Raw genomic sequence first — 19,934 nt, forward strand, 5'->3', positions numbered from 1 at the left:
TGGAGAATCTACCCGGCCATCATGAATGTGAACCCAAGAAACCGTTTCTTTTTCAGGGGTCCCCGCAAACGTTTTGTCGCCGCTCAGGCTCGCGCGAAATCGAAGCTCAACACGTCGGCGATGCGCGAGGTACCCAGCATCGCCATGAGCAGGCGATCCACCCCCAGGGCGACCCCGGCACAGTCCGGGAACCCGGCCGCCAACCCGGCCAACAGGCGTGCGTCGATGGCCGGCGCCTGCTCGTCCCGTGCGCCGCGCACCGCCACGTCGTGATGGAAGCGGCGCGACTGCTCATCCGCATCGGCCAGCTCGTGGTAGCCGTTGGCAAGCTCCAGCGGTCCCAGGTAGATCTCGAAACGCTCGGCCACCGGCACCTCCCCCGCCCGTACCCGCGCCAGCGCGCACTGGGACGCGGGATAGTCGTACAAGGCCAGCAGCTGATCGGCGGGAAACGCCGGCTGCAGGCGATGGGTCATCAGCAGATCCAGCCAGTCATCGCGCCCCAATCCTTCCGGCTCGATGCGTATGTCCAAAAGCGCGTTGCGCAGGACCTCGACGCTGTCGAGCATCGGGTCGATGCCGAGCGCCTCGCGATACAGATCCCGGTAGGCCATCCTCCGCAGCCGCGCCTCGCGCCCGACCAGGGTCAGGCAATCGCGCAACAGATCGGCGCACTCATCGATCAGCCGTTGATGGTCCCAACCGACGCGGTACCACTCGAGCATGGTGAACTCGGGATTGTGGCGGCCGCCCGCTTCGCCGTCGCGGAACACCCGCCCCAGTTCGTAGCAATCGCCCAGCCCCGCCGCCAGCAGGCGCTTGAGCGGAAACTCCGGCGAAGTGCGCAGCCAGCGCTGGCGCGGGCCGGCATCGACGTGACCACCGAAGGCCAGCGAGAAGGAGGCGATGTTGGGATCGGTGTTGCCGGCCTGCGACATCACCGGCGTTTCCACTTCCAACACCCCGCGCGCGGTGAAGAATCCGCGCATCACGGCATTCAGGCGGGCGCGCAGGCGGATGGCCTCGAACGACGCCGAGGGCTGCCAGCTCATGCGTGCTTCGCCAGGAAAGCCAGCAATTGCGTCTCGTCCCAGATTTCGATGCCCAGTTCCTGCGCCTTGGCGAGCTTGGAACCGGCCGCCTCGCCGGCCACCACCAGGCTGGTCTTCTTCGACACGCTGCCGGCGACTTTCGCGCCCAGCGCTTCGAGTTTCTCGCCGGCCTCGTCGCGGCTCATCGCCGCCAGGCCACCGGTGAGCACGACGGTCTTGCCTTCCAGCGGACCGGCCGGCGTCGCATCGCCTTCGGGTGTGATCGCCAGCAGGTTCGCGAGCGTTTCGCCGACATGGGCCAGCAACCGGGCATGCTCCGGCGCCTCCAACCAGGCTGCCAGCGCGTTGGCGGACTCGGAAGGCAGGCCGGCGCTGACGAACTGGTGCGCGGGCGCATCCACCAGCGCTTCCACGCGCGGGAACGCGGCCGCCAGCTGATCGGCGCGCACGCGGGTAACCTTGGGAATCTCCAGATCCACCAGCACGGTGGCCAGGCCGAGATCGTCGCGAAGTCCGGGATGCGGCGGATGCGCATCGATGATGGTGACGCCGCGTGCCAGCAGATCGTCGATCACCTGCTGGTTGCCGGGCTGATCGAAGAAGTGGCCCAGCGAGCGCGCGACTTCGCCACCGATGTCGGGTACGCGTTTGAACAGCGGCCATGGCATGCGCCGGATCAACTCCAGATCGCCGAACCACAGCGCCAGCGCCTTGGCGGTGCTTTCGCCGACGTGCTGGATGCCGAGCGCGAACAGGAACCGTTCCAGAGTGGTGGTGCGGCTGCGGTCGATCGCCTCGATCAGGTTGTCCGCCCACTTGGTCGCGACCTTGCCCGCCTTGACCGTCTCCGGGGTGGTGCCATCGCGCTCGTCGGCGCGGCGTTTCATTTCCAGCAGATCTTCGACCTTGAGCTGGTACAGATCAGCCACCGAAGTGACGTAGCCCAGATCGCTGAGCACTTCGACATAGCGCTCGCCCAGCCCCTCGATGTCCATCGCGCGACGCGAGGCGAAATGGCCGATGGCTTCCTTGCGCTGGGCGGCGCAGGTCAGCTCGCCGGAGCAGCGCCAGACCGCCTCGCCTTCCTCGCGCACCACTTCCGATCCGCACACCGGACAACGGGTCGGCATGGACCAGGGATGCGTGCCGGGGGGGCGACGTTCCATGACCACGCGTACTACTTCCGGGATCACGTCGCCGGCGCGGCGGACGATGACGGTATCGCCGTTGCGCACGTCCAGACGGGCGATCTGATCGGCGTTGTGGAGGGTGGCGCGGGTGACGGTGACGCCGCCCACCTGCACCGGCTGCATCAGCGCCCACGGCGTGACCGCGCCGGTGCGGCCGACGTTGACCTCGATCGACTCCAGCACGGTCATCTGTTCCTGCGCCGGAAACTTGTGCGCGATGGCCCAGCGCGGCGCGCGCGAGACGAACCCCATCTCGCGCTGGCCTTCGTAGTCATCCAGTTTGTAGACCACCCCGTCGATGTCGAACGGGAGCCGATCGCGCCGCGCGCCGATGTCGCGGTAGTAGTCGAGCAGGCCGTCGACGCCATCGACCACGCGGTTTTCCGCGCTGACGGGAAAGCCCCAGTCGCGCAGATGGGCCAGGGTCTGCGAATGCGTGGCCGGCAGCTCACCGCCTTCGACCAGGCCGACCGCGTAGGCGTAGAACGCCAGCGGACGCTGCGCCGTCATCCGCGGATCCAGTTGCCGCAGGGAGCCGGCCGCGCCGTTGCGCGGATTGGCCAACACCTTGCCGCCCTCTTTCAGCGCGCGCTCGTTGTAGGCCCGGAACGCCGCCAGCGGCATGTAGACCTCGCCGCGTACTTCCAGCACCCGCGGCCAGCCTTTGCCGCGCAGGCGCATGGGAATGGCCTTGATCGTGCGCAGGTTGGCGGTGACATCCTCGCCGGTGGCGCCATCACCGCGGGTCGCACCCTGGACGAACGCACCGTCCTCGTAGCGGAGGCTGATCGCCAGCCCGTCCAGCTTGGGCTCGACCGAGAAGAACAGGTGTGGCCGCCTCAGCCTGTCGGCTATGCGGCGGACGAAGTCGCGCACCTCCTGGTAGGGGTCCTCGTCCGGTTCCGGATCTTCCTTGGTGAAGGCATTGCCCAGCGACAGCATCGGAATGGCGTGGCGGACTTCGGCGAAACGCGTGGAGGGCGCATTGCCGACGCGCTGCGTCGGCGAGTCCGGTGTGATCAGGTCCGGATTCGCCGCTTCCAGTTCGTCCAGCTCGCGCAGCAGGCGGTCGTACTCGGCATCCGGGATGTTCGGCTCGTCGAGCACGTGGTAGCGATAGTTGGCGTCGTCCAGTTGGCGACGCAGCTCGATGGCGCGATCGGCGGGAGTGGGTGCGGTCATGGCGGAATTCTAAGGCAATCGCCCGGCACGACCGTGATGAAAGAAGGGACGGTCAGGGGTTCGCGCGCGTGATCCGGCGCCCCTGCATGCCCCAGAGCGAAAGCATTGCGCCCGACCCGTCAGGGCTGGCTTCGAAGCGCAGTTCGGCGCCCTCCTCCGGGTCCACGAAACGGTCACCGTCCAGCGGGTGGAAGGCATGCTCGGTGCCGCGCGGCGTGCGCACCCGCAGGTGGCTTTCCCATGGCTCGATACTCAGGACGAAGCCCGCATCCATCGCGTATTCGCCCGCCCGCGCCGCCAGGGCGGCGGGCGCCAGGGTCGTCACCGTCCGCCGTGTCGGCTGGAAATCGGGCCACTGATGGATGCGTGCCGCCGCACGCACGATTTCACCGCCGTCCCGCTGTCGCTCCGGATCGTGCCGTAGCCTTGGGTCCAGGCAATCCGGCCGTCCTCGATCAGCGCGATGCTGACGCCCGGCACGTGGTGGCGGGCCATCCGTGCGGGAAGCGTCCATTCCGGCGTGGGCCGGTTCTCGAACAGCACCGCCGGCAGCAACGCGCGCTCGAAGGCAACGCCCGGCTCGTCGGCAATGGATTCCTGTTTCTCGTCGACCGCATCCGCGCCCGCGGACGCGCAGGTCATCAATGCAAGAAGCATCCACAGGCAGCGGTGCGCGGACCGGTGCATCGGGTGCGGCCGCCGGTTACCAGCGCGGCGGCTTGGTCAGCGGCGGCGCCTCGTGCTGGCGGTCGTAGGCGCGCAGCTCTTCGCGGATGTGCTGGATGCGCTGCCGGCCCAGGGTGTTGCGGCTGTCATCCAGAACCACGCCGTTGAGCAGTTCGGCCATGCGCTCCACATTGGGCAGCAGTTTCTCCCACGCTTCCAGCGCGCTCACCGGCGCCGGCAAGGTCAGGAAGAACGCGATGGCCGGGGTTTCCATCTCGCGGATGTTGGCCATGTCGAAACTGCCGGGCTGCATGATGTTGGCCATGCTGAAAATCGGGCCGCGTTCGGGATGGCCTTCGATCAGCCGGTGGAACACGTTCATGTGGCCGAAGATCAGGCCGGTCTTCTCCGCCGCGACCACGATGTCCTCGCCGCGCAGCACCTGTCCGGCGCGCGCCGCCACGTACAGCGAGACGATCTTGTCGAAGTCCTGGCTGACCCGCTTGCCCAGATGACTGTCGACCGCCGCCGGCGTGCCACCGGCCAGGCCCAGTTCGGGCTGGGTGACGTCATCGCCGGAATAGTCGCTGTCGGTGTCGTACGCCGCCTCGTCGGTGGCCAGGCTCGGCTCGACGCGGGCGTTGTCACGCTCGCTGGGTTCCAGCCGCCGGCCCTGGCTGGGCTTCTTGGGGCGGCCGAAGAAAATGATCGCCGCGACCAGGATGGCGCCTGCGATCAGGATGCCGATTCGGAGCATTGCCATGTCGGACACGTCGTGTTCTCCGCCAGGGTTTCGTTCAAGGGTCCAGGGTCAGGCCGCGCCCGCCAGGCGTGCCGCTTCATCCAGGTCGACCGACACCAGTCGGCTGACACCCGGTTCACGCATGGTAACGCCACTGAGCTGGTGCGCGGCTTCCATTGTCGCCTTGTTGTGGCTGACGAACAGGAACTGCACCTTCTCGCTCATCTCCTTCACCATGTTGGTGAAGCGGCCGACGTTGGCTTCGTCCAGCGGCGCGTCCACTTCGTCCAGCAGGCAGAAGGGCGCGGGATTGAGCTGGAAGATCGCGAACACCAGCGCCACCGCGGTCATCGCCTTCTCGCCGCCGGACAACAGCGAAATGTTGGATACGCGCTTGCCGGGTGGACGCGCCATGATCGCCACGCCGGTATCCAGCAGATCCTCGCCGGTCAGTTCCAGATAGGCGTGTCCGCCGCCGAACAGACGCGGATACAGCGCCTGCACGCCGGCATTGACACGATCGAAGGTGTCCTTGAAGCGGCCACGGGTCTCGCGATCGATCTTGCGGATGGCCTCTTCCAGGGTTTCCAGCGCGGTGGTCAGATCAACGTGCTGGGCTTCCAGATATTCGGCGCGCTGCGACGCTTCGCCATATTCGTGGATCGCGGCCAGGTTGACCGGCTCCAGCCGGCGCATGCGCGAGTCGATCTGGATGACGGCCTGTTCCCATTCGCGCGCGTCGGCCACTTCCGGCAGGGTGTTGATCACGTCCTCGACCACGAAACCGGCGGCGACGATCCCCTGCGACAGTTGTTCGGACTTCAGCGCCAGCGCCTGCTGGTCCAGCTTGCGCTGGGAAATCCGCTCGCGCTGGGCGAGCGCGGCCTCGTCGCGCTGGTGGCGGGTCTGTTCGTACTGGCGCAGCTCGTTGTCGATGCCTTCCAGCACGGAACGCGCCTCGGCGAGCCGGCGATCCGCGTTGACGCGTTCCTCCAGCGCGGCCTGGCGCTGGGCGTCCAGTTCCTGCACCGGCGAGTCGCCCTCGTTCAACTGCAGGGTCAGTTCCTCCAGCCGGGTATCCAGCTGGCCGCGCTGGCCTCCCATCCGATCCAGGGCCTGGCTGAGGGAGATGATCTGGGTGCGCTGTGATTCCAGCGTCAGCGCCAGCGCGTGGGTGGCATCGCGCGAAGCGCGCGCCGCCTCGCGGGCCAGATCCCGCGCCTCCACCAATTGCCGGCGTTCGGATTCCAGCGTTTGCCGGGCCGATTCCAGATCGCCCATCGCGGTGACCGCGTCCTCCAGCCGCGTGCGGGCCTCGCGGGCCTGTTCGCGACTGTTGTCCAGGGTTTCCACCAGCTGGGCGATTTCCTGATCGATCTTGTCGATGCGGTGGCGGGTCGATTCGACCCGGCCCTGCTGGCTCTGCAACTGGCCGGCCAGTTCGGACACGCTGCGATGCGCCAGGTACAGCGCGCGCTGCGCGTCCTCGCGCTGCTGCTCGGCCGCCAGCAATTGATCACGCAGGTTGGCCAGGCGCTCTTCCAGCTCGGCCTCGCGGGTCTGCAGCGTTTCGATCTCGGCGCGCAGGCCCTGGATTTCGCGCTCGCGCAGCAAGGCGCCCTGCTTGGCCGCGCCGGAGCGCAGCACCCGCACCCAGCCGGCGCCCAGGCGCTCGCCGCTGCGGGTGATCACCGAATCGCCGTCGCCCAGCTGTGCCTGCAGGCGACGCGCTTCGGCCAGATCATCGGCCACGTGCAGGCGCGCCAGCAGGCGGCGCACCGCCGCCGGTCCCTGTACCCTCGCGGCCAGCGAGGTCGGCGCGACGTTGAAGTCGGCCTGTTCGTCGGACACCAGCGCGATGCGGCCTTCGCCCAGTTCGCCCAGGGCATCGACCAGCGATTCCGGCGCATCGACCAGCACGCCTTCGATGAGTTGTCCCAACGCGCCTTCGACGGCGTTTTCCCAACCCGGCTCGACGGTCAACCGCTCGCCCACGCGCGCGGCCGAATCCAGCCCTCGCGCCTTCAGCCAGCTCATCGCCGCGCCCTGCTCCTGGCCCAGCGCGGCATGCTGCAGGGTTTCCAGCGAGGACAGGCGGCCACGGGCTTCCTGGGCGCGCTTGCGCACCTCCGACAGTTCGGTCTGCGAGGCGCGCTGCTGTTCCTGCACCGAAGCGGCCGACTGCTTGCGCGATTCGACCTGCCCGGTCAGTGTTTCCAGCGACTCCTTCTGGGTGTCGTGCTGGATCTGCAATTGCTCGAACGCCTCGGCCAGCGCGTCCAGATCCAGCCCGGCGCGTTCGCCGGCCAGATTCTCGCGGCGACGCTCGGTTTCCAGCGCCTGCCGATCCAGATAGTCGACGCGGGTGCGTTCGACCTCGCCGGCGCGGGCCGCCTCGGCGGACTCGCGCGAATGGGTTTCCCAGCGCTGCTGCCAGTCCGACAGACGGGTCTCGGCATCGCGCAGGGCGTCCTGCTTGAACAGGTCCTCTTCCTGCAGCTGCACCAGGCGCGGTTCGGCTTCGTCCACGCTTTCACGCAGGACGTTCAACTTGGTCTCGTCGCCGCTGATGTGCTGGCCCAGTTCCTGCAACGCGTTGTGCGCCTCGTCGCGCGCCTTCTTCAGGCGCTCGGCCAGATCGCGCTGGTGCTGCATCTGCTGTTCCAGCCGGGCCAGGGTGCTGCCGACCTGGTAGACCTCGCCCTGGGCCTTGTTGAGGCCTTCGGCGGCTTCCTCGCGACGCAACCGATCGGTTTCGATGTTGCGCTCGGCTTCGCGCTGCTCGGCGATCAGCTGCTGCAGGCGGGTTTCTTCCTGCGACAGCTTCTCGCGCAGGCTCTGCAACTGCACGTCCAGCCCGCGGAACTCCAGCGCCTTCCATTCGGCGTCCTTGACCCGGCGCTCTTCCTGCAGGCCCTGGTACTGCTCGGCCTGCTTGGCCTGGCGCTTGAGATGTTCCAGCTGCTTGCCGATTTCCTCGCGCAGATCGTTCAGGCGATCCAGGTTCTCGCGGGTATGGCGGATACGGGTCTCGGTTTCCTTGCGGCGCTCCTTGTACTTGGAGATGCCGGCGGCTTCCTCCAGGTAAACGCGCAGATCCTCGGGCCGCGCCTCGATGATCTGGCTGATCATGCCCTGCTCGATGATCGAGTAGCTGCGCGGTCCCAGGCCGGTGCCGAGGAACAGATCGGTGATGTCACGGCGGCGGCATTTGGTGCCGTTGAGATAGTAGTTGCTCTGGCCGTCGCGGCTGACCTGGCGCTTGACCGAGATTTCGTTGAAAGCGGCGAACTCGCCGGCGATGGTGTGATCGCTGTTGTCGAAGATCAATTCGACCGTGGCCTGCGAGACCGGCTTGCGCGCCGAGCTGCCAGAGAAGATCACGTCGGTCAGCGAGTCGCCGCGCAGGCGGCTGGCGGAGCTTTCGCCCATCACCCAGCGCACCGCGTCGATGATGTTGGACTTGCCGCAGCCGTTGGGACCGACCACGCCGGTCATGTTGGTGGGCAGGTGCAACGTGGTCGGATCGACGAAGGACTTGAAACCGGACAGCTTGATGGTCGAAAGGCGCATGCGGCGAGGGTTTTCCGGGCATCGCGACCGGCCGGCCGGTGCGCTGCCAAATTGTTGGACTGGATGAGGTTGAATCGCCAAATAGTTGATTTATATGGCAATCCAATACTGCTCTTGCGGCATTGACCGATGAGTATAACGGGCGCCGGCCCGGCGCGGGACCGCCACCCGGCCCACTATTCCAGGCCCAGTTCCAGTCGCGCGCCACCTTCATGCGCCGCCGGTCCCTTTGCGGCGTCGATGAACACCCGGGTGGGATCCACGTCCCCGCCCGCCAGCAGGGCCTCCTGCACGGCGTTGGCGCGGGAGCGTCCCAGCGCGGCCAGTTCGTCCGCGCCGGGCCGGTAACGGGGCAGCAGCGCCTGGCGCAGCCAGGCCGCCTCGGCCGACTGGCGCGCCGCCTTGCGTGCCTTGCGTTCCTGGTCTTCCCGCCCGGCCTCCTCGGTGGCCTCCGGAATGTCCGGCTTGCGGCCCAGTTGCTGACGGTAGAGCGCCTCCAGCAGATCCACCTGCTCGCCGGGCTCCAGCGCCTCGACCGCTATCGGTTCGTCCTTGCGCCCGGCCAGCATCGCCGCCTCCAGCCGCTGCCCGGCTATGGCCTCGGCTTCGCCTTCCAGGGCCGTGCCGGCCGGAATGTCCAGCCGCAGGGCCGGGCGTTCCGCCAGCGCCTTGGCCAGCGCGCCCAGGCTGGTGCGCGCGGGTTCGCCCAGTTCGCTGGAGCCGGCGGCGAAGTCGACGTAACGCGCCTGCTCGGCGCCCTTGAACAGCGAACCGATGAAATCGAACGGCGCGGTGACCGCCTTGACCAGGATGTTCTTCAGGATCTGCCAGACGATCGGCCACATACGGAAGGTGGGATCGTCGAGCGAGCCGTTCACCGGCAGATCCAGATCGATCACGCCCTGGCGGTTCTTCAGCAGCGAAGTCGCCAGCCGGATCGGCAGCGAGACCTTTTCCTGGCTGTCGGTCGCCTCGCCCCATTCCAGCTGATCCAGCACGACGTGATGAGCCGCCTCCAACTTGCGGTGGTCGATTTCGTAGTGCAGTTCGGTGCTGAGCTTGCCCTTGGCGATGGCGTAGCCGGCGAACCGGCCGGAATACGGGTTGAAGATCGGCAGGTCGATATTGCGGAAACTCAGCTTCAGATCGGTGCGCTCGTCATAGGCGAACGGATTGAGGTTTCCCGAGATTTCCACCGGCGAGAAGCGGTTGACCACCTGCCCCTTCAGGTCCACCCGGGCCTGCGCCGAGGTGGTCGTGGACAATCCGCGGACATGGCCGCGCAGCGCGGCGATATCGGCGCGGAAGCCGGGATCCATGGAGGTGTCGGCGAACGCCATGGTGCCGTTCTCGATCTGCAGGTCGTCCAGCCGGATCGCCATCGGAGGCCCGCTGGTCGTCGCGGGCGCGGACGCCGATGCGGGGGTCGCGAACAACCGGCTCAGATTGACGGTGCGATCCGGTTCAATCGCCACGATCGCGAATGGCCGGCGCATCAGCACGCGCGCGATCTCCAGGCGGTCCGGCGCCTGTGCGTAGTGCAGGCCGCTGATCTCGACCCGATCCCAGGCCATGACCTGCCGCTTGCCAGCACGCTCCAGCAGCGAGAAGCTTTCGATGCGGCCGGCGCCGGCGAAATCCAGCGCCGCCACGCCCGGCTTCGCCGCCGGCAGGGTCAATTCGCCGTTCGCGCTGAGCGTGCCGGAACGCAGTTCCAAGGCGGGGAACGCCGGCAGGTAGGCCAGCACGTCGCGCAACGGCAATCCTTCCAGCTCAAGTTTCAGGCGAGCAGCCGCGCTGGCCGGCACCACCTCGCCTTCCAGGACGAGCCGGGTCTTGCCGTTGATGGCGGCGGCGGCCTTCAATGGAACCGGCCGGTCCATGTCCAGGCTGATGCCGCGCGCGCTGGCCGACAAGGCCTGCAACCGGAAGCGGCTCGCCGGGCGCACGGCCCGGTCCTGGACGTCGATCTCCGCGTCTTCCACCGCGACCTCGCCCAGGTTGAATCGCCAGGCGGGTCCGGGCGTCGACGGCGAGGCTGCTGGCGGTGCGGAGGTCACCGGCGTGGCGGGAAACAGGCGTTGCAGGCTGAGCGTGCCGTTCGCCTCCCGGGTCAGCGCGGTCCGCAGTCCGCCCACGCGCAGGGTGTTGGCGGCGATTTCCCGCTTGCCCAGTGAAAACCGCGCGCCTTCCAGCGTCACCCGGCCCAGGGTGGCGGCGTCCCGCTCCTCGTCCCGCACGCGCACGCCCACGCCGCTCGCCTGCGCACGGGACAGGCTCGCCTCCAGCAGCGTGCCCGCCTGGGTTCCGGCGGAGAAGCGATACTGGCCGGCCACGTCGAAGCGACCACCATGCAGTTCGAACGGCAGCGCTTCGCTGAGGAAAGCATAGGCGGTGTCCACCTCCAGGTTCGCCGCGGCCAGCTCGCCTGACGAAGCGAACGGACGCAGCGACAGTTGTCCGCGCCAGTCGAACCGTTCGCCCTGATCGCCGCTGGCCGCCAGATGGAATCCCCCCCCCTTGCCATTGCCGGGCGCGGTACGGAAATCGCGCAGTTCGAAGCGGATCGGCGCCAACCGCTTGCTCGGCTGCAGCCTGCGGCTGTGATCGGCGAAATCGACCGCGCCGTCGACGACGGCGAGATGCTCGATCAGCACGTCCGGCGACGGGCTGTCGTCCTGCTTGCGCGGCACCAGATCGGCGAGGTTGAGTGATCCGTCCGGGCGCACGACCGCCTGCACGTAGGGCCCCTCCAGGGTTACGTCGCGGAAGGTCCAGGCGCCCTGCCACAGCGACGAAACCTGGAAGTCGACGACCAACCGGCGCAACGCCACCAAGGGTTTCCGCCCTGCTCCTGCCTCGGACGCGGATTCGCCGATCGCCAGCGCCGTCGCCTCGGCGCGGAAGGTGAACGGATTGAACCGCAGCTCGCCCAGGCTCAGGGACTTGCCCAGTTCGTCGCGCACGTAGTCGGTGGCCTCGGCCCGGGCGAAACGCGGCAGCCACCAGAACCCCGCCAGCGCGTACAGCCCCACCGCCAGCAGCGGCACGACGATGACCCAAAGCAGTCGACGACGGATCCAGCCCAGCATGACCTGCTCCTTGGTGACGTCGGCTCCCTCGCGGCGGATGCCGGTGGAGCGTGACGATGGGGCGGAACCCGGCCAATCGTCGGAGCGCTCACATTAACGCGCCCGGCGATCAGCATGCCAGCACCCGCGCGGCCGGCATCGGCCTGTTAGGATCCGGGAGTTTGTTCGCTGTCCCCCTCTTCCTCACCACTGGTCACACCGCCGTGTCTCTCTTTGCATCCGTCGAACTGGTTCCAGGCGATCCGATCCTGGGAATGACCGAGGCTTACAACGCCGATCCCCGCCCCGGCAAGGTCAATCTGGGCGTTGGCATCTACTACGACGAACAGGGCCGCATTCCCCTGCTCGATTCGGTCCGCGAGATCGAACAGGCCCTGGCCGCGGAAGCCAAACCGCGCGGCTACCTGCCCATCGACGGTCTGCCGGGCTACAACCTGGCGACCCAGAAACTGCTGTTCGGCGCCGGTTCCGCCGCGCTGGAAGCCGGTCGCGTGGTCACCGCGCAGACCATTGGCGGCAGCGGCGCCCTGCGCATCGGCGCCGACTTCCTGAAGCGCGCGCTGCCGCAGGCGAAAATCGCCATCAGCAGCCCGAGCTGGGAAAACCACCGCGTGGTGTTCGGCACCGCCGGCTTCGAGGTCAGCGACTACCGTTACTACGATCCGGCCACCCACGGTCTGGACTTCGCCGGCATGCTGGCCGACCTGGGCGCGCTGGAACCGGGTACGGTGGTCCTGCTGCACGCCTGCTGCCACAACCCCACCGGCGTCGATCTGACCGCCGCGCAGTGGGCGCAGGTGGTGGCGCTGGTGAAGGAGCGCGGCCTGCTGCCCTTCATCGACATCGCCTACCAGGGTTTCGATCAGGGCACCGACGTCGATGCCACCGCGATCCGCCTGTTCGCCGACTCCGGCATCCCGGCGTTCGTGGTCGCCAGTTCGTATTCCAAGTCGTTCTCGCTGTACGGCGAGCGCGTGGGCGCGCTGTCGATCGTCTCGGCCGATCGCGACGAGGCCAGGCGCGTGCAGTCGCACGTCAAGCGCACCATCCGTTCCAACTATTCCAGCCCCGCCACCCACGGCGGCGCGCTGGTGTCCGGCGTGCTCGGCAGCGACGAGCTGCGTGCGCGCTGGGAAAAGGAACTCGGCGGCATGCGCGAGCGCATCCACACCCTGCGCGCCGGACTGGTGTCCCGGCTGGCGGCGCTGGGCGCGCCGGAGTTCGGTTTCATCCAGCAGCAGGCCGGCATGTTCTCGTACTCCGGCCTGAGCAGGGCCCAGGTCGATCGCCTGCGCGAGGAATATGCGATCTACGCCATCGGTACCGGCCGCATCTGCGTGGCCGCGCTCAACAGCCAGAACATCGACAAGGTGGCCGAGGCGGTCTACGCGGTGAGCCGCGGCTGATGTTGCCCCGGTTCGGCGACAGAAAAAAGCCCCCGAGCTCCGGGGGCTTTTTTGATCGGCCAGACACCGGTCAGCTATTCATTCTCCCCGTGCCTCGACAGGTATCCCTGCTGCTTCCAGTAAGACATGGCGAAACCATCATCCACGGCCGTCAGCGGCGGATGGCCTTCGAGCAGTTCGGCGTTGGCTTCCTGCAATTGGAGTTCGCCGCACCGGAATACGCGGACAGCCGTTGCCAGGCGCTGTCCGCCAATGAAATCCAAGGCTATCGAAGCGCTATCGTCATCGTTCTGATCGGCCTTGTATCGGATACGCACCCGTTCGCGTCCATCCATGCATCGTTCAACGTCGTAGAAAAAACTCTCCACATGGAAATTCCCATCGGCATCGATATAGGGCCGGGAAAGCCGGAGAATCGGTGAAACGCCGTTCTCTCCAGCGGTGCCATGCCGAAATGCGATATAAAGGTTCCCTACCCAGAGACCATTGCGCTCGTCGCTTTCGTAGTCGTCATAGGGTATGGCCAAGGGCAACGCCAGCAAGGCCCGCACCTCCTCGGCTGCTATCTGTTCGCTCGCCCAATGGCGGAAGGAGGCTCCTTCCAGCAGGAACTTCCAGCCCTTCAGGATCATCCCGGTATGTACGGCCGGAAACTCGTTGCCCTCCACCACTCTCCAGTTGGGGCGCTCGGCGCCGGCATCGTCGCAGATCTCCTTGCCAAGCACCCATCCCTGCTCGGGTGTCTGGAACAACAGCGCCTGTTTCCAGGTGCGGGGCATGTGTCCGCGGGACGAGGTGAAGCACGCCGCCGGCCCTCCTCCCTGGTACTGAATGACCACCGAATAGGCCGTATCATCCGGTGTGTCCCCGGGCACCCGCATGACCATCAAGCTCAGATCCTCGCGATCGAAGTCATACCTTCGGATACCCTCCTCGTTCTCCCACGGCATCAGGTTACCCGCAGCCAGGCGCTGGAAATGCTGGGGACTGACCGTGGCATCCGCAAACAGGGAAGGCACCGCGAATTCCGGCTCCGGTGCCTCCAGCCGTTCGCGCTGCACGACCTGGCCACCTTCGCCCAGCAGCTCAATCACGCGCTCCCGGTCCAGAGCCACGCCGAAACCGGCGTCAGGATCCTGCATCACGCATCGGGCATCGACGATCCTGCCCAGTTCATCCTCATCTAGTACGTCGATGGCATCGTCATCCAGCCGTTTGAAACATTCCACGTGGCCGAGCAGATCCATGTGATAGTCCGTTTGGATCAGCACCAATGCCCGTGTATCACCCGCCACGTGCAGCGAGCCGTGGTTGTAGTGGCCCCAGTACAACGCGTCGATGTCCAGATTCCTGCCGACGTAGATCTGCTGGCCACCGACAACTGCATCGCCGGCATGCAGATTACCCAGGACAACCAGGCCGCAGGCGCCATCCGTATCCCGATTCCAGAGGTACTCCTCCACGAAAACGCTGCCGGTGACCAGGATGAACCAGATACTGTCGCGTGTTGCGTCATCCACACGCCATGCGGCCAGTGGGTCGTCGAGGTCGAGCCGGCCCAGGCGAAGATCGCCGTCCACGTACAGCACCCACTCCTCAATCTGTGTTACCTCTTCCGGCTCCTGCCAGTAGTTGTCGCAGTCTTCCGGTACCTCGTCGACAACATCGGCATAGCGCTTCACCTGGTAAGGACAATCGGCCCGGAGCTTCCACTCGGCGGGTTCCCGTCTCCGCTCCCGCACCGCCGAATCAGGGGTGTCACTGGCAGACAGGAGTTCACCGAATGCCAGCTTCCAGTTCGCTGGCACCCTGCGGGCCATACGTTGGATATAGGCGGCAATCGCCTCCGCCATGTCGGCGCGATTGAGACCGACCGGCACGCTTCGAGGCTCCAAGACCACATCCAACGCCCAGGACAGGGCATCGCCATATCGTTCGACCTCATCCTCGTCCGCCAGGGTGAACATGGCATCCAGACGCCCATCACCATAGGCGTCCGAGACGGCTTGCAGCAATCGGATGGCATCCGTCGGAAAATCCACCGGCGAAGGCGAAATGTCGAAATACTCCATCGTGCGCAGCCCTTGAAGATAAGGCAGGACCACGCATAGCGCCGTTGTATCGATATCCAGGCTACTCGGCCAGTGCGTGACGCCGGGGACCGCGGCCCGGACCCAGTGCATCCAGTCGGATGCGTTGTGGTGACCGTCGCTTTGCAGCATGAAGCGGCTGGCGAACATCGCCATTTCGGCCGGCTTCTCGAACAAAGGAGACAGCACCCTCCCATTGGTGGCGTCATGACCGAAGTAGTACCGGCGGCCGTCCACGCGTATCGATTCGATGTTCCCGACGAAACCCGTCCTTTCGTACAAGGGAGTCATTGCATTGCTCGTGTCCACGGGCATTTCCTTTCAAACTGCAAGATGAAACCGCGTCGGCGAGGGACGCGTGGTCGCAGGCCGATTCGGAGAAAGATTCGCTTTGCCTTGGTGGTAACCGGATCTCCGGCGAGCTGAATGTTCGAGGAGCCTCGCGCACTGAACATGCGGGATGACCTGACAATCAACTTCGATGACGCCTGTCGAAATGCCGGAGTCAGCCCCCGGAAGTCCGCAGGCTGGAGGTACTACATTCGGCTGCGCGAGTGTAGCGAAGGCGGTGATTGGGGACGATTGTTCCGGAACGAACGGAAGAAAATCGCAAACTCCGATGTCCCATTCCGCATGGAGCGGAGATGGCTCGGCTCCTCATTCTCTAGGACGCGCTGGCTCTAGCCTGGCTGCCACGAGACGACACCGCTCTACCTGCTCGCCCCGCGGAACTGTGCGGCGTCCTTCGCGCGATGCGTCAATGCTTGCCGAGATACCCCGCGATTGCGTCGATGTCGTTCGCGCTGAGTCCCGATGCCTGCGCGCGCATGGCGCCCTGGGTCAGGGTGTCGACGATGTAGGCGCGCGAGCGGCTTTCCAGCAGCGCGCGCGGTGGAATGTTTCCCTGCGGATGATCATGGCAGGCCGCGCAGCGTTGCTGGAACAGCGCCGCGCCGTCCAGCCCCGAGTCGGCCGCCGCCGCCCGCGTCGCGGATGCCGCCGCCGACGCCATCGGCTTCGCGCGCGCCGGCGCATCCGGACCGAACGCCTGGACCCGATCCGTCCCGACCACCACCGCGCCATGGGCGAACACCGGTTCGTTGTACTTGCCGGAGGTGTGCAGTTGGCCGGGCTCGCTCTTCCACAGCAGCTCCAGGCTGTCGCCGTCGAATGCGTAGAGCACCGGCGCCGGCGTATCGGCCCCCGCGAGCGGCGCGGAGCGGCGGGCGTTCTCGTCGAGGATCCAGACGATCGGATCCCGCGTGCCGTCGCTGCTGATCACCGGCGAGCCGGGGTTGATCAGGACCACTTCCATCTGCCGGCGTTCAACCGCCAGATGCGCCGGTTGCCCCGGCATGGTCGCCACCCGCAGCTTGACCAGCGACGGCGGCACCGCTTCGGCCGAACCTTCCGCGCGCCGGGTATTGCCGGTGAGATAGACATGGATCGCGCCCTGTCCGTCGCGATAGTTCGCCGGCACCGAACGGCCGCGCGCCTGATCCATCGCCGCGTCCTGCTCCGAGTACGGACCGAACACGCTCAGCGGTCCCCGGCCGGCGAACTGCGGTTGCCGTTGCGGCGGCAGCAGCGAACCGTCGCTGGCCGCGTCCAGGCCGCAGGCCGGGCGCCGGTCCAGTTTCCCGGGCAGGCGCTCGCGATCCAGCAGATAGGCATTGCCCTGCTTGCCGCCGACCACCATCAGGCGCGGCGTCGCGGTTTGCCCGGACTCGGGATCGGCGAGCAGACTGGCACCGCCCGATCCCAGATCGATATCCATCTTCGCGCTGCCGCAATGGTTGAACGGCGTGTACGTGCCCCGCAATTGCAGGCCGTCGGCGGCGGAATCGGACAGTTTCAATACCGACTGGGTCCAGTCGTGCGACTGATCGCGGTAGCCGTCGAAACCGCTGCCGGTAACCACGAACACGTTGCCATCAGCGTCCAGCGCCGGCCCGCCCGCGCCCCAGATGCCGCCGCTGCCGCGATGCGGCATCGCCACCGCCGCAAAGGCGCTGGCCACCCGGGGACGCAGGGTATCCACTGCCACCAGCCAGCCGGTTTCGGTTTCTCCAAAGGTGACGTACAGCCGTGAGCCATCCGGACTCAGGTTGAGCGCGCCGCGCTGCACCCGGAAATCGAAGTGCCGCTTCGGCGGCACCCGCGACGGACCGGCGTTGGCGTTGACGTCGTTGAAACGCGCTTCGTCGAGCCGCAGCGGCCAGCCCTCGATGACCTGGCCGCTGCCGATATCCAGCGCGTATGCCTGCCAGCGCTGCTTCGGATCGCAACTGGTGACGTAGATCCGTCCGCGCGCCGTGTCGATCACGGGGGTGCTCAGCACGCCGGTCGGCACCGCGTCCAGCGGCGCCGGCTGCAGATGACAGGGGGCGGCAAGACGCGTGCGCCACAGAATGCGTCCGGGCGCCACGTCGCCCGCCTTGCCGGCATTGATCGCATACACATAACCATGGTTGCTGGCGGCGAAGACGACCTTGAAGGTCTGGCCGCGATGCTGGCCCGCGGTGATCCGGACCTGTTCCAGATACAGCGGCGACGCATACAGGCGGGCGGCCTTCCCTTCGTAGGCATCCAGCGGCGGCGATTCCCAGAGCAGGCCGAACGCGGGATCTTGCAGCTGCGCGGCGGTGGGACCGGTTCCGCGACGATGCCAGCCACTGCGCTGCCGGTCCGCATGGAACGTGGTCGCATCATGCCCCGTCGCGGTGACCTCGACCGGAGGTATCGCGATCTCCGCCGGCGGGCCGCCGGGATCATCCGCCGTCGCCGCGCCTCCGGCGGGAACCTCGACGCCCGCCGTCCACAGGATCGCGTTCAACAGCACCGTGCGCAGCGCGGGCTGCTCCAGCGCCGCCAGGAAGTGCGCCCCGGTGTAGCCGAACGAACGTCCGCCATCGGGACGTTCGTAGGCCCATCCCACGGTCACCGCTTCCGGTCGGTCCTCCACCACCGCGGCGCCGTCGCGATACTGCACGTGCAAGGTGCTGCGCAGCACCGGCCGCACGCCTTTGGCGGCGAAACGCAAGGTCGGATAGAACTCGTCGCGATAGGTGAACGCGCCCACGCCGCGGGTGATCGGATGCGTCGCATCGACCGGCGACACCGTCGCGGTCTCGGTGGTGCGGTCGAACATGCCCACGCGTTCACCACCCAGCCAGGCGCGCAGATCGAGGGACGCATCGTCGGCCGGCACCGTGGACGCCTGGTGCAACGCCACCAGCCCGACACCCTGTCGAACCAGCGCGCCCAGTTGCGCGCGGTGCGCCGCATCGTGCAGCGGATGCCGATCGAGTCCGTCGAAGTACAGCACCACGGTCGAGGCGCCCCGCAGCGCGGCGGGATCCGACGGCCACCCCTGCTCGTATACGACGATCTCCGCGTCGCGTCCCTGCGGCGACCCGGCCAGCATCGTCGCCAGCCGGCGCACCCCTTCGGCATAGGCATGCCGCCCGGGGCCTTCATTGCCGCTGCCGCCAATCAGCACGATCCGGTGGCCCGCACCCGGCCCGTCGCAGCCACCCGCGAGCAACGCCAGCAAGGCCAAGCCGATGCTCAGCGCGGCACGGATGCGTGCATGCGCCGGTGTTCTGTCCCGCTTCCGCACTGGCCCCTCTCCCGTGACGGATGTCCATGAATGGTGCGGACGAGGCTAGGACGGGCGTGATGCGGATGGAATCCGCCGGGGCTACGTTCTGAGGCTAGATTTTGTTGCCTGCGGAAACCCGACGGCGACCGCGATGCCGGGAGGGGGCGATCGCGGGCCTTGGCGGCCTCCGCTGGTTCACCACAGGCGGCGACCGCCGTCCGCATCGAAGAAGTGCAGATGCGCCACATCCACCGCCATGCGCAGGCCTGCCCCGGCGCGCGGCAGCTGCCGGGGCGGCAACCGCGATACCAGTGCGTGGGGGCCGAGCGTCATGTTCACGAACACTTCGTTGCCCACCGGCTCCACGCCTTCCACCTGGGTGTCGAAACCCGCCGCGTCCGGCGCCGCCGGTTGCAGATGCTCCGGGCGCACGCCCATCGCCACCACCCTGCCCAACCAGTCCTCCCCCACCCGCGCGCCGTCGAGTGGAATCGACAGGCCCGCATCAAGCACCAGCCGCAGTCCCTCCGAGCGCTCCAGACGTCCGTGCAGCACATTCATCGCCGGACTGCCGAGGAAGCCGGCCACAAACAGGTTGGCTGGATGCTCGTACAGCGCCATCGGGGTGTCGATCTGCTGGATCTGCCCGTCCTTCAGCACCACGATGCGCTGGCCGAGGGTCATCGCCTCGACCTGATCGTGGGTCACGTAGATCATGGTCGCGCCCAGTTGCCGGTGCAGCCGCGCGATTTCGGTGCGCATCGAGTGGCGCAGCTTGGCGTCCAGGTTGGACAGCGGCTCGTCGAGCAGGAACACCGCCGGCTCGCGCACCAGGGCCCGTCCCAGCGCGACCCGCTGGCGCTGGCCGCCGGACATCTCGCGCGGCAGCTTGCCCAGCATCTGGCCCAGGCCCAGGGTTTCGGCGGCGGCATTGACCCGCTGTTCGATCACCGCGCGCGGATGGCCGCGGAGTTTCAATCCGAAGGCCAGGTTCTCGGCCACCGTCATGTGCGGATACAGCGCGTAGTTCTGGAACACCATGGCGATGTCGCGATCCTTGGGCGCGACCTCGTTGACCACGCGGTCACCGATCGACAGCGTGCCGCCGGAGATTTCCTCCAATCCGGCGATCATCCGCAACAGGGTCGACTTGCCGCAGCCCGAGGGCCCGACCAGCACCATCAGTTCGCCGTCGGCGACCTCGAAACCCGCCCCGTGCACGGCAACCTGGCCGTTGCCGTAGACCTTGCGGACATTGTCCAGCCGCACACTCGCCATCTGCTCTCCCGGGCGGCTTCCGCCACCGTGTTGTCGGACCCTGCCGCCGGGCCCCTCCC

General features: G+C 67.2%; 11 protein-coding genes. 1 reads left to right on the plus strand and 10 read right to left on the minus strand.

All coding sequences use genetic code 11. From position 1 onward, the window contains the following. Positions 1 to 83: 83 nt before the first annotated feature. From epmA to AC3DEZ_RS12320, 7 genes are all read right to left on the minus strand, one after another. Entirely contained in the window at positions 84 to 1,052 is a 969-nt protein-coding gene (epmA, locus tag AC3DEZ_RS12290; protein WP_488388456.1) for an EF-P lysine aminoacylase EpmA, read from the minus strand. Next, positions 1,049 to 3,424, minus strand: coding sequence for an NAD-dependent DNA ligase LigA (gene ligA, locus AC3DEZ_RS12295; protein ID WP_488388457.1), 2,376 nt, complete (start codon positions 3,422 to 3,424; stop codon positions 1,049 to 1,051). The genes epmA and ligA overlap by 4 nt, the downstream gene beginning before the upstream one ends. A gap of 52 nt (positions 3,425 to 3,476) precedes the next feature. Next, positions 3,477 to 3,749, minus strand: coding sequence for a hypothetical protein (locus tag AC3DEZ_RS12300; RefSeq protein ID WP_488388458.1), 273 nt, complete (start codon positions 3,747 to 3,749; stop codon positions 3,477 to 3,479). After that, positions 3,746 to 4,066 (minus strand): hypothetical protein, encoded by a 321-nt coding sequence (locus AC3DEZ_RS12305; protein WP_488388459.1) that lies wholly within the window; start codon positions 4,064 to 4,066, stop codon positions 3,746 to 3,748. Before AC3DEZ_RS12305 ends, AC3DEZ_RS12300 begins: the two co-directional genes overlap by 4 nt. Positions 4,067 to 4,127: 61 nt before the next feature. Then, entirely contained in the window at positions 4,128 to 4,862 is a 735-nt protein-coding gene (gene zipA / locus AC3DEZ_RS12310) for a cell division protein ZipA (RefSeq protein ID WP_488388460.1), read from the minus strand. Positions 4,863 to 4,901: 39 nt separating this feature from the next. Next, positions 4,902 to 8,405 carry a chromosome segregation protein SMC gene (smc, locus tag AC3DEZ_RS12315; protein WP_488388461.1) on the minus strand — a complete coding sequence of 1,168 codons (3,504 nt, stop codon included), beginning with the start codon at positions 8,403 to 8,405 and terminating at the stop codon, positions 4,902 to 4,904. Between the two features lie 176 nt (positions 8,406 to 8,581). Further along, the gene (locus AC3DEZ_RS12320) at positions 8,582 to 11,497 is read right to left on the minus strand and encodes a DUF748 domain-containing protein (protein ID WP_488388462.1); all 2,916 of its coding nucleotides are present in this window, start codon (positions 11,495 to 11,497) and stop codon (positions 8,582 to 8,584) included. A gap of 203 nt (positions 11,498 to 11,700) precedes the next feature. On the opposite strand from AC3DEZ_RS12320, the gene AC3DEZ_RS12325 reads away from it, so the two are divergent. Further along, positions 11,701 to 12,903 carry an amino acid aminotransferase gene (locus tag AC3DEZ_RS12325; protein ID WP_488388463.1) on the plus strand — a complete coding sequence of 401 codons (1,203 nt, stop codon included), beginning with the start codon at positions 11,701 to 11,703 and terminating at the stop codon, positions 12,901 to 12,903. A gap of 74 nt (positions 12,904 to 12,977) precedes the next feature. On the opposite strand, the gene AC3DEZ_RS12330 is transcribed toward AC3DEZ_RS12325, so the two are convergent. From AC3DEZ_RS12330 to AC3DEZ_RS12340, 3 genes are all read right to left on the minus strand, one after another. After that, the gene (locus AC3DEZ_RS12330) at positions 12,978 to 15,302 is read right to left on the minus strand and encodes a hypothetical protein (protein ID WP_488388464.1); all 2,325 of its coding nucleotides are present in this window, start codon (positions 15,300 to 15,302) and stop codon (positions 12,978 to 12,980) included. 448 nt (positions 15,303 to 15,750) lie between these two features. After that, positions 15,751 to 18,615, minus strand: coding sequence for a ThuA domain-containing protein (locus tag AC3DEZ_RS12335; RefSeq protein WP_488388465.1), 2,865 nt, complete (start codon positions 18,613 to 18,615; stop codon positions 15,751 to 15,753). A 177-nt stretch (positions 18,616 to 18,792) separates the two neighbouring features. After that, positions 18,793 to 19,875 carry an ABC transporter ATP-binding protein gene (locus tag AC3DEZ_RS12340; protein ID WP_488388466.1) on the minus strand — a complete coding sequence of 361 codons (1,083 nt, stop codon included), beginning with the start codon at positions 19,873 to 19,875 and terminating at the stop codon, positions 18,793 to 18,795. Positions 19,876 to 19,934: the final 59 nt, after the last annotated feature.

It is taken from the genome of Pseudoxanthomonas sp. 134C1 (assembly GCF_057773065.1).

Excerpts from the sequence above, each read along its gene's own strand:
- AC3DEZ_RS12320 (WP_488388462.1), bottom strand. The coding sequence starts at position 11,497 with ATGCTGGGCTGGATCCGTCGTCGACTGCTTTGGGTCATCGTCGTGCCG.
- ligA (WP_488388457.1), bottom strand. The coding sequence starts at position 3,424 with ATGACCGCACCCACTCCCGCCGATCGCGCCATCGAGCTGCGTCGCCAA.
- epmA (WP_488388456.1), bottom strand. The coding sequence starts at position 1,052 with ATGAGCTGGCAGCCCTCGGCGTCGTTCGAGGCCATCCGCCTGCGCGCC.
- AC3DEZ_RS12305 (WP_488388459.1), bottom strand. The coding sequence starts at position 4,066 with ATGACCTGCGCGTCCGCGGGCGCGGATGCGGTCGACGAGAAACAGGAA.
- smc (WP_488388461.1), bottom strand. The coding sequence starts at position 8,405 with ATGCGCCTTTCGACCATCAAGCTGTCCGGTTTCAAGTCCTTCGTCGAT.
- AC3DEZ_RS12340 (WP_488388466.1), bottom strand. The coding sequence starts at position 19,875 with ATGGCGAGTGTGCGGCTGGACAATGTCCGCAAGGTCTACGGCAACGGC.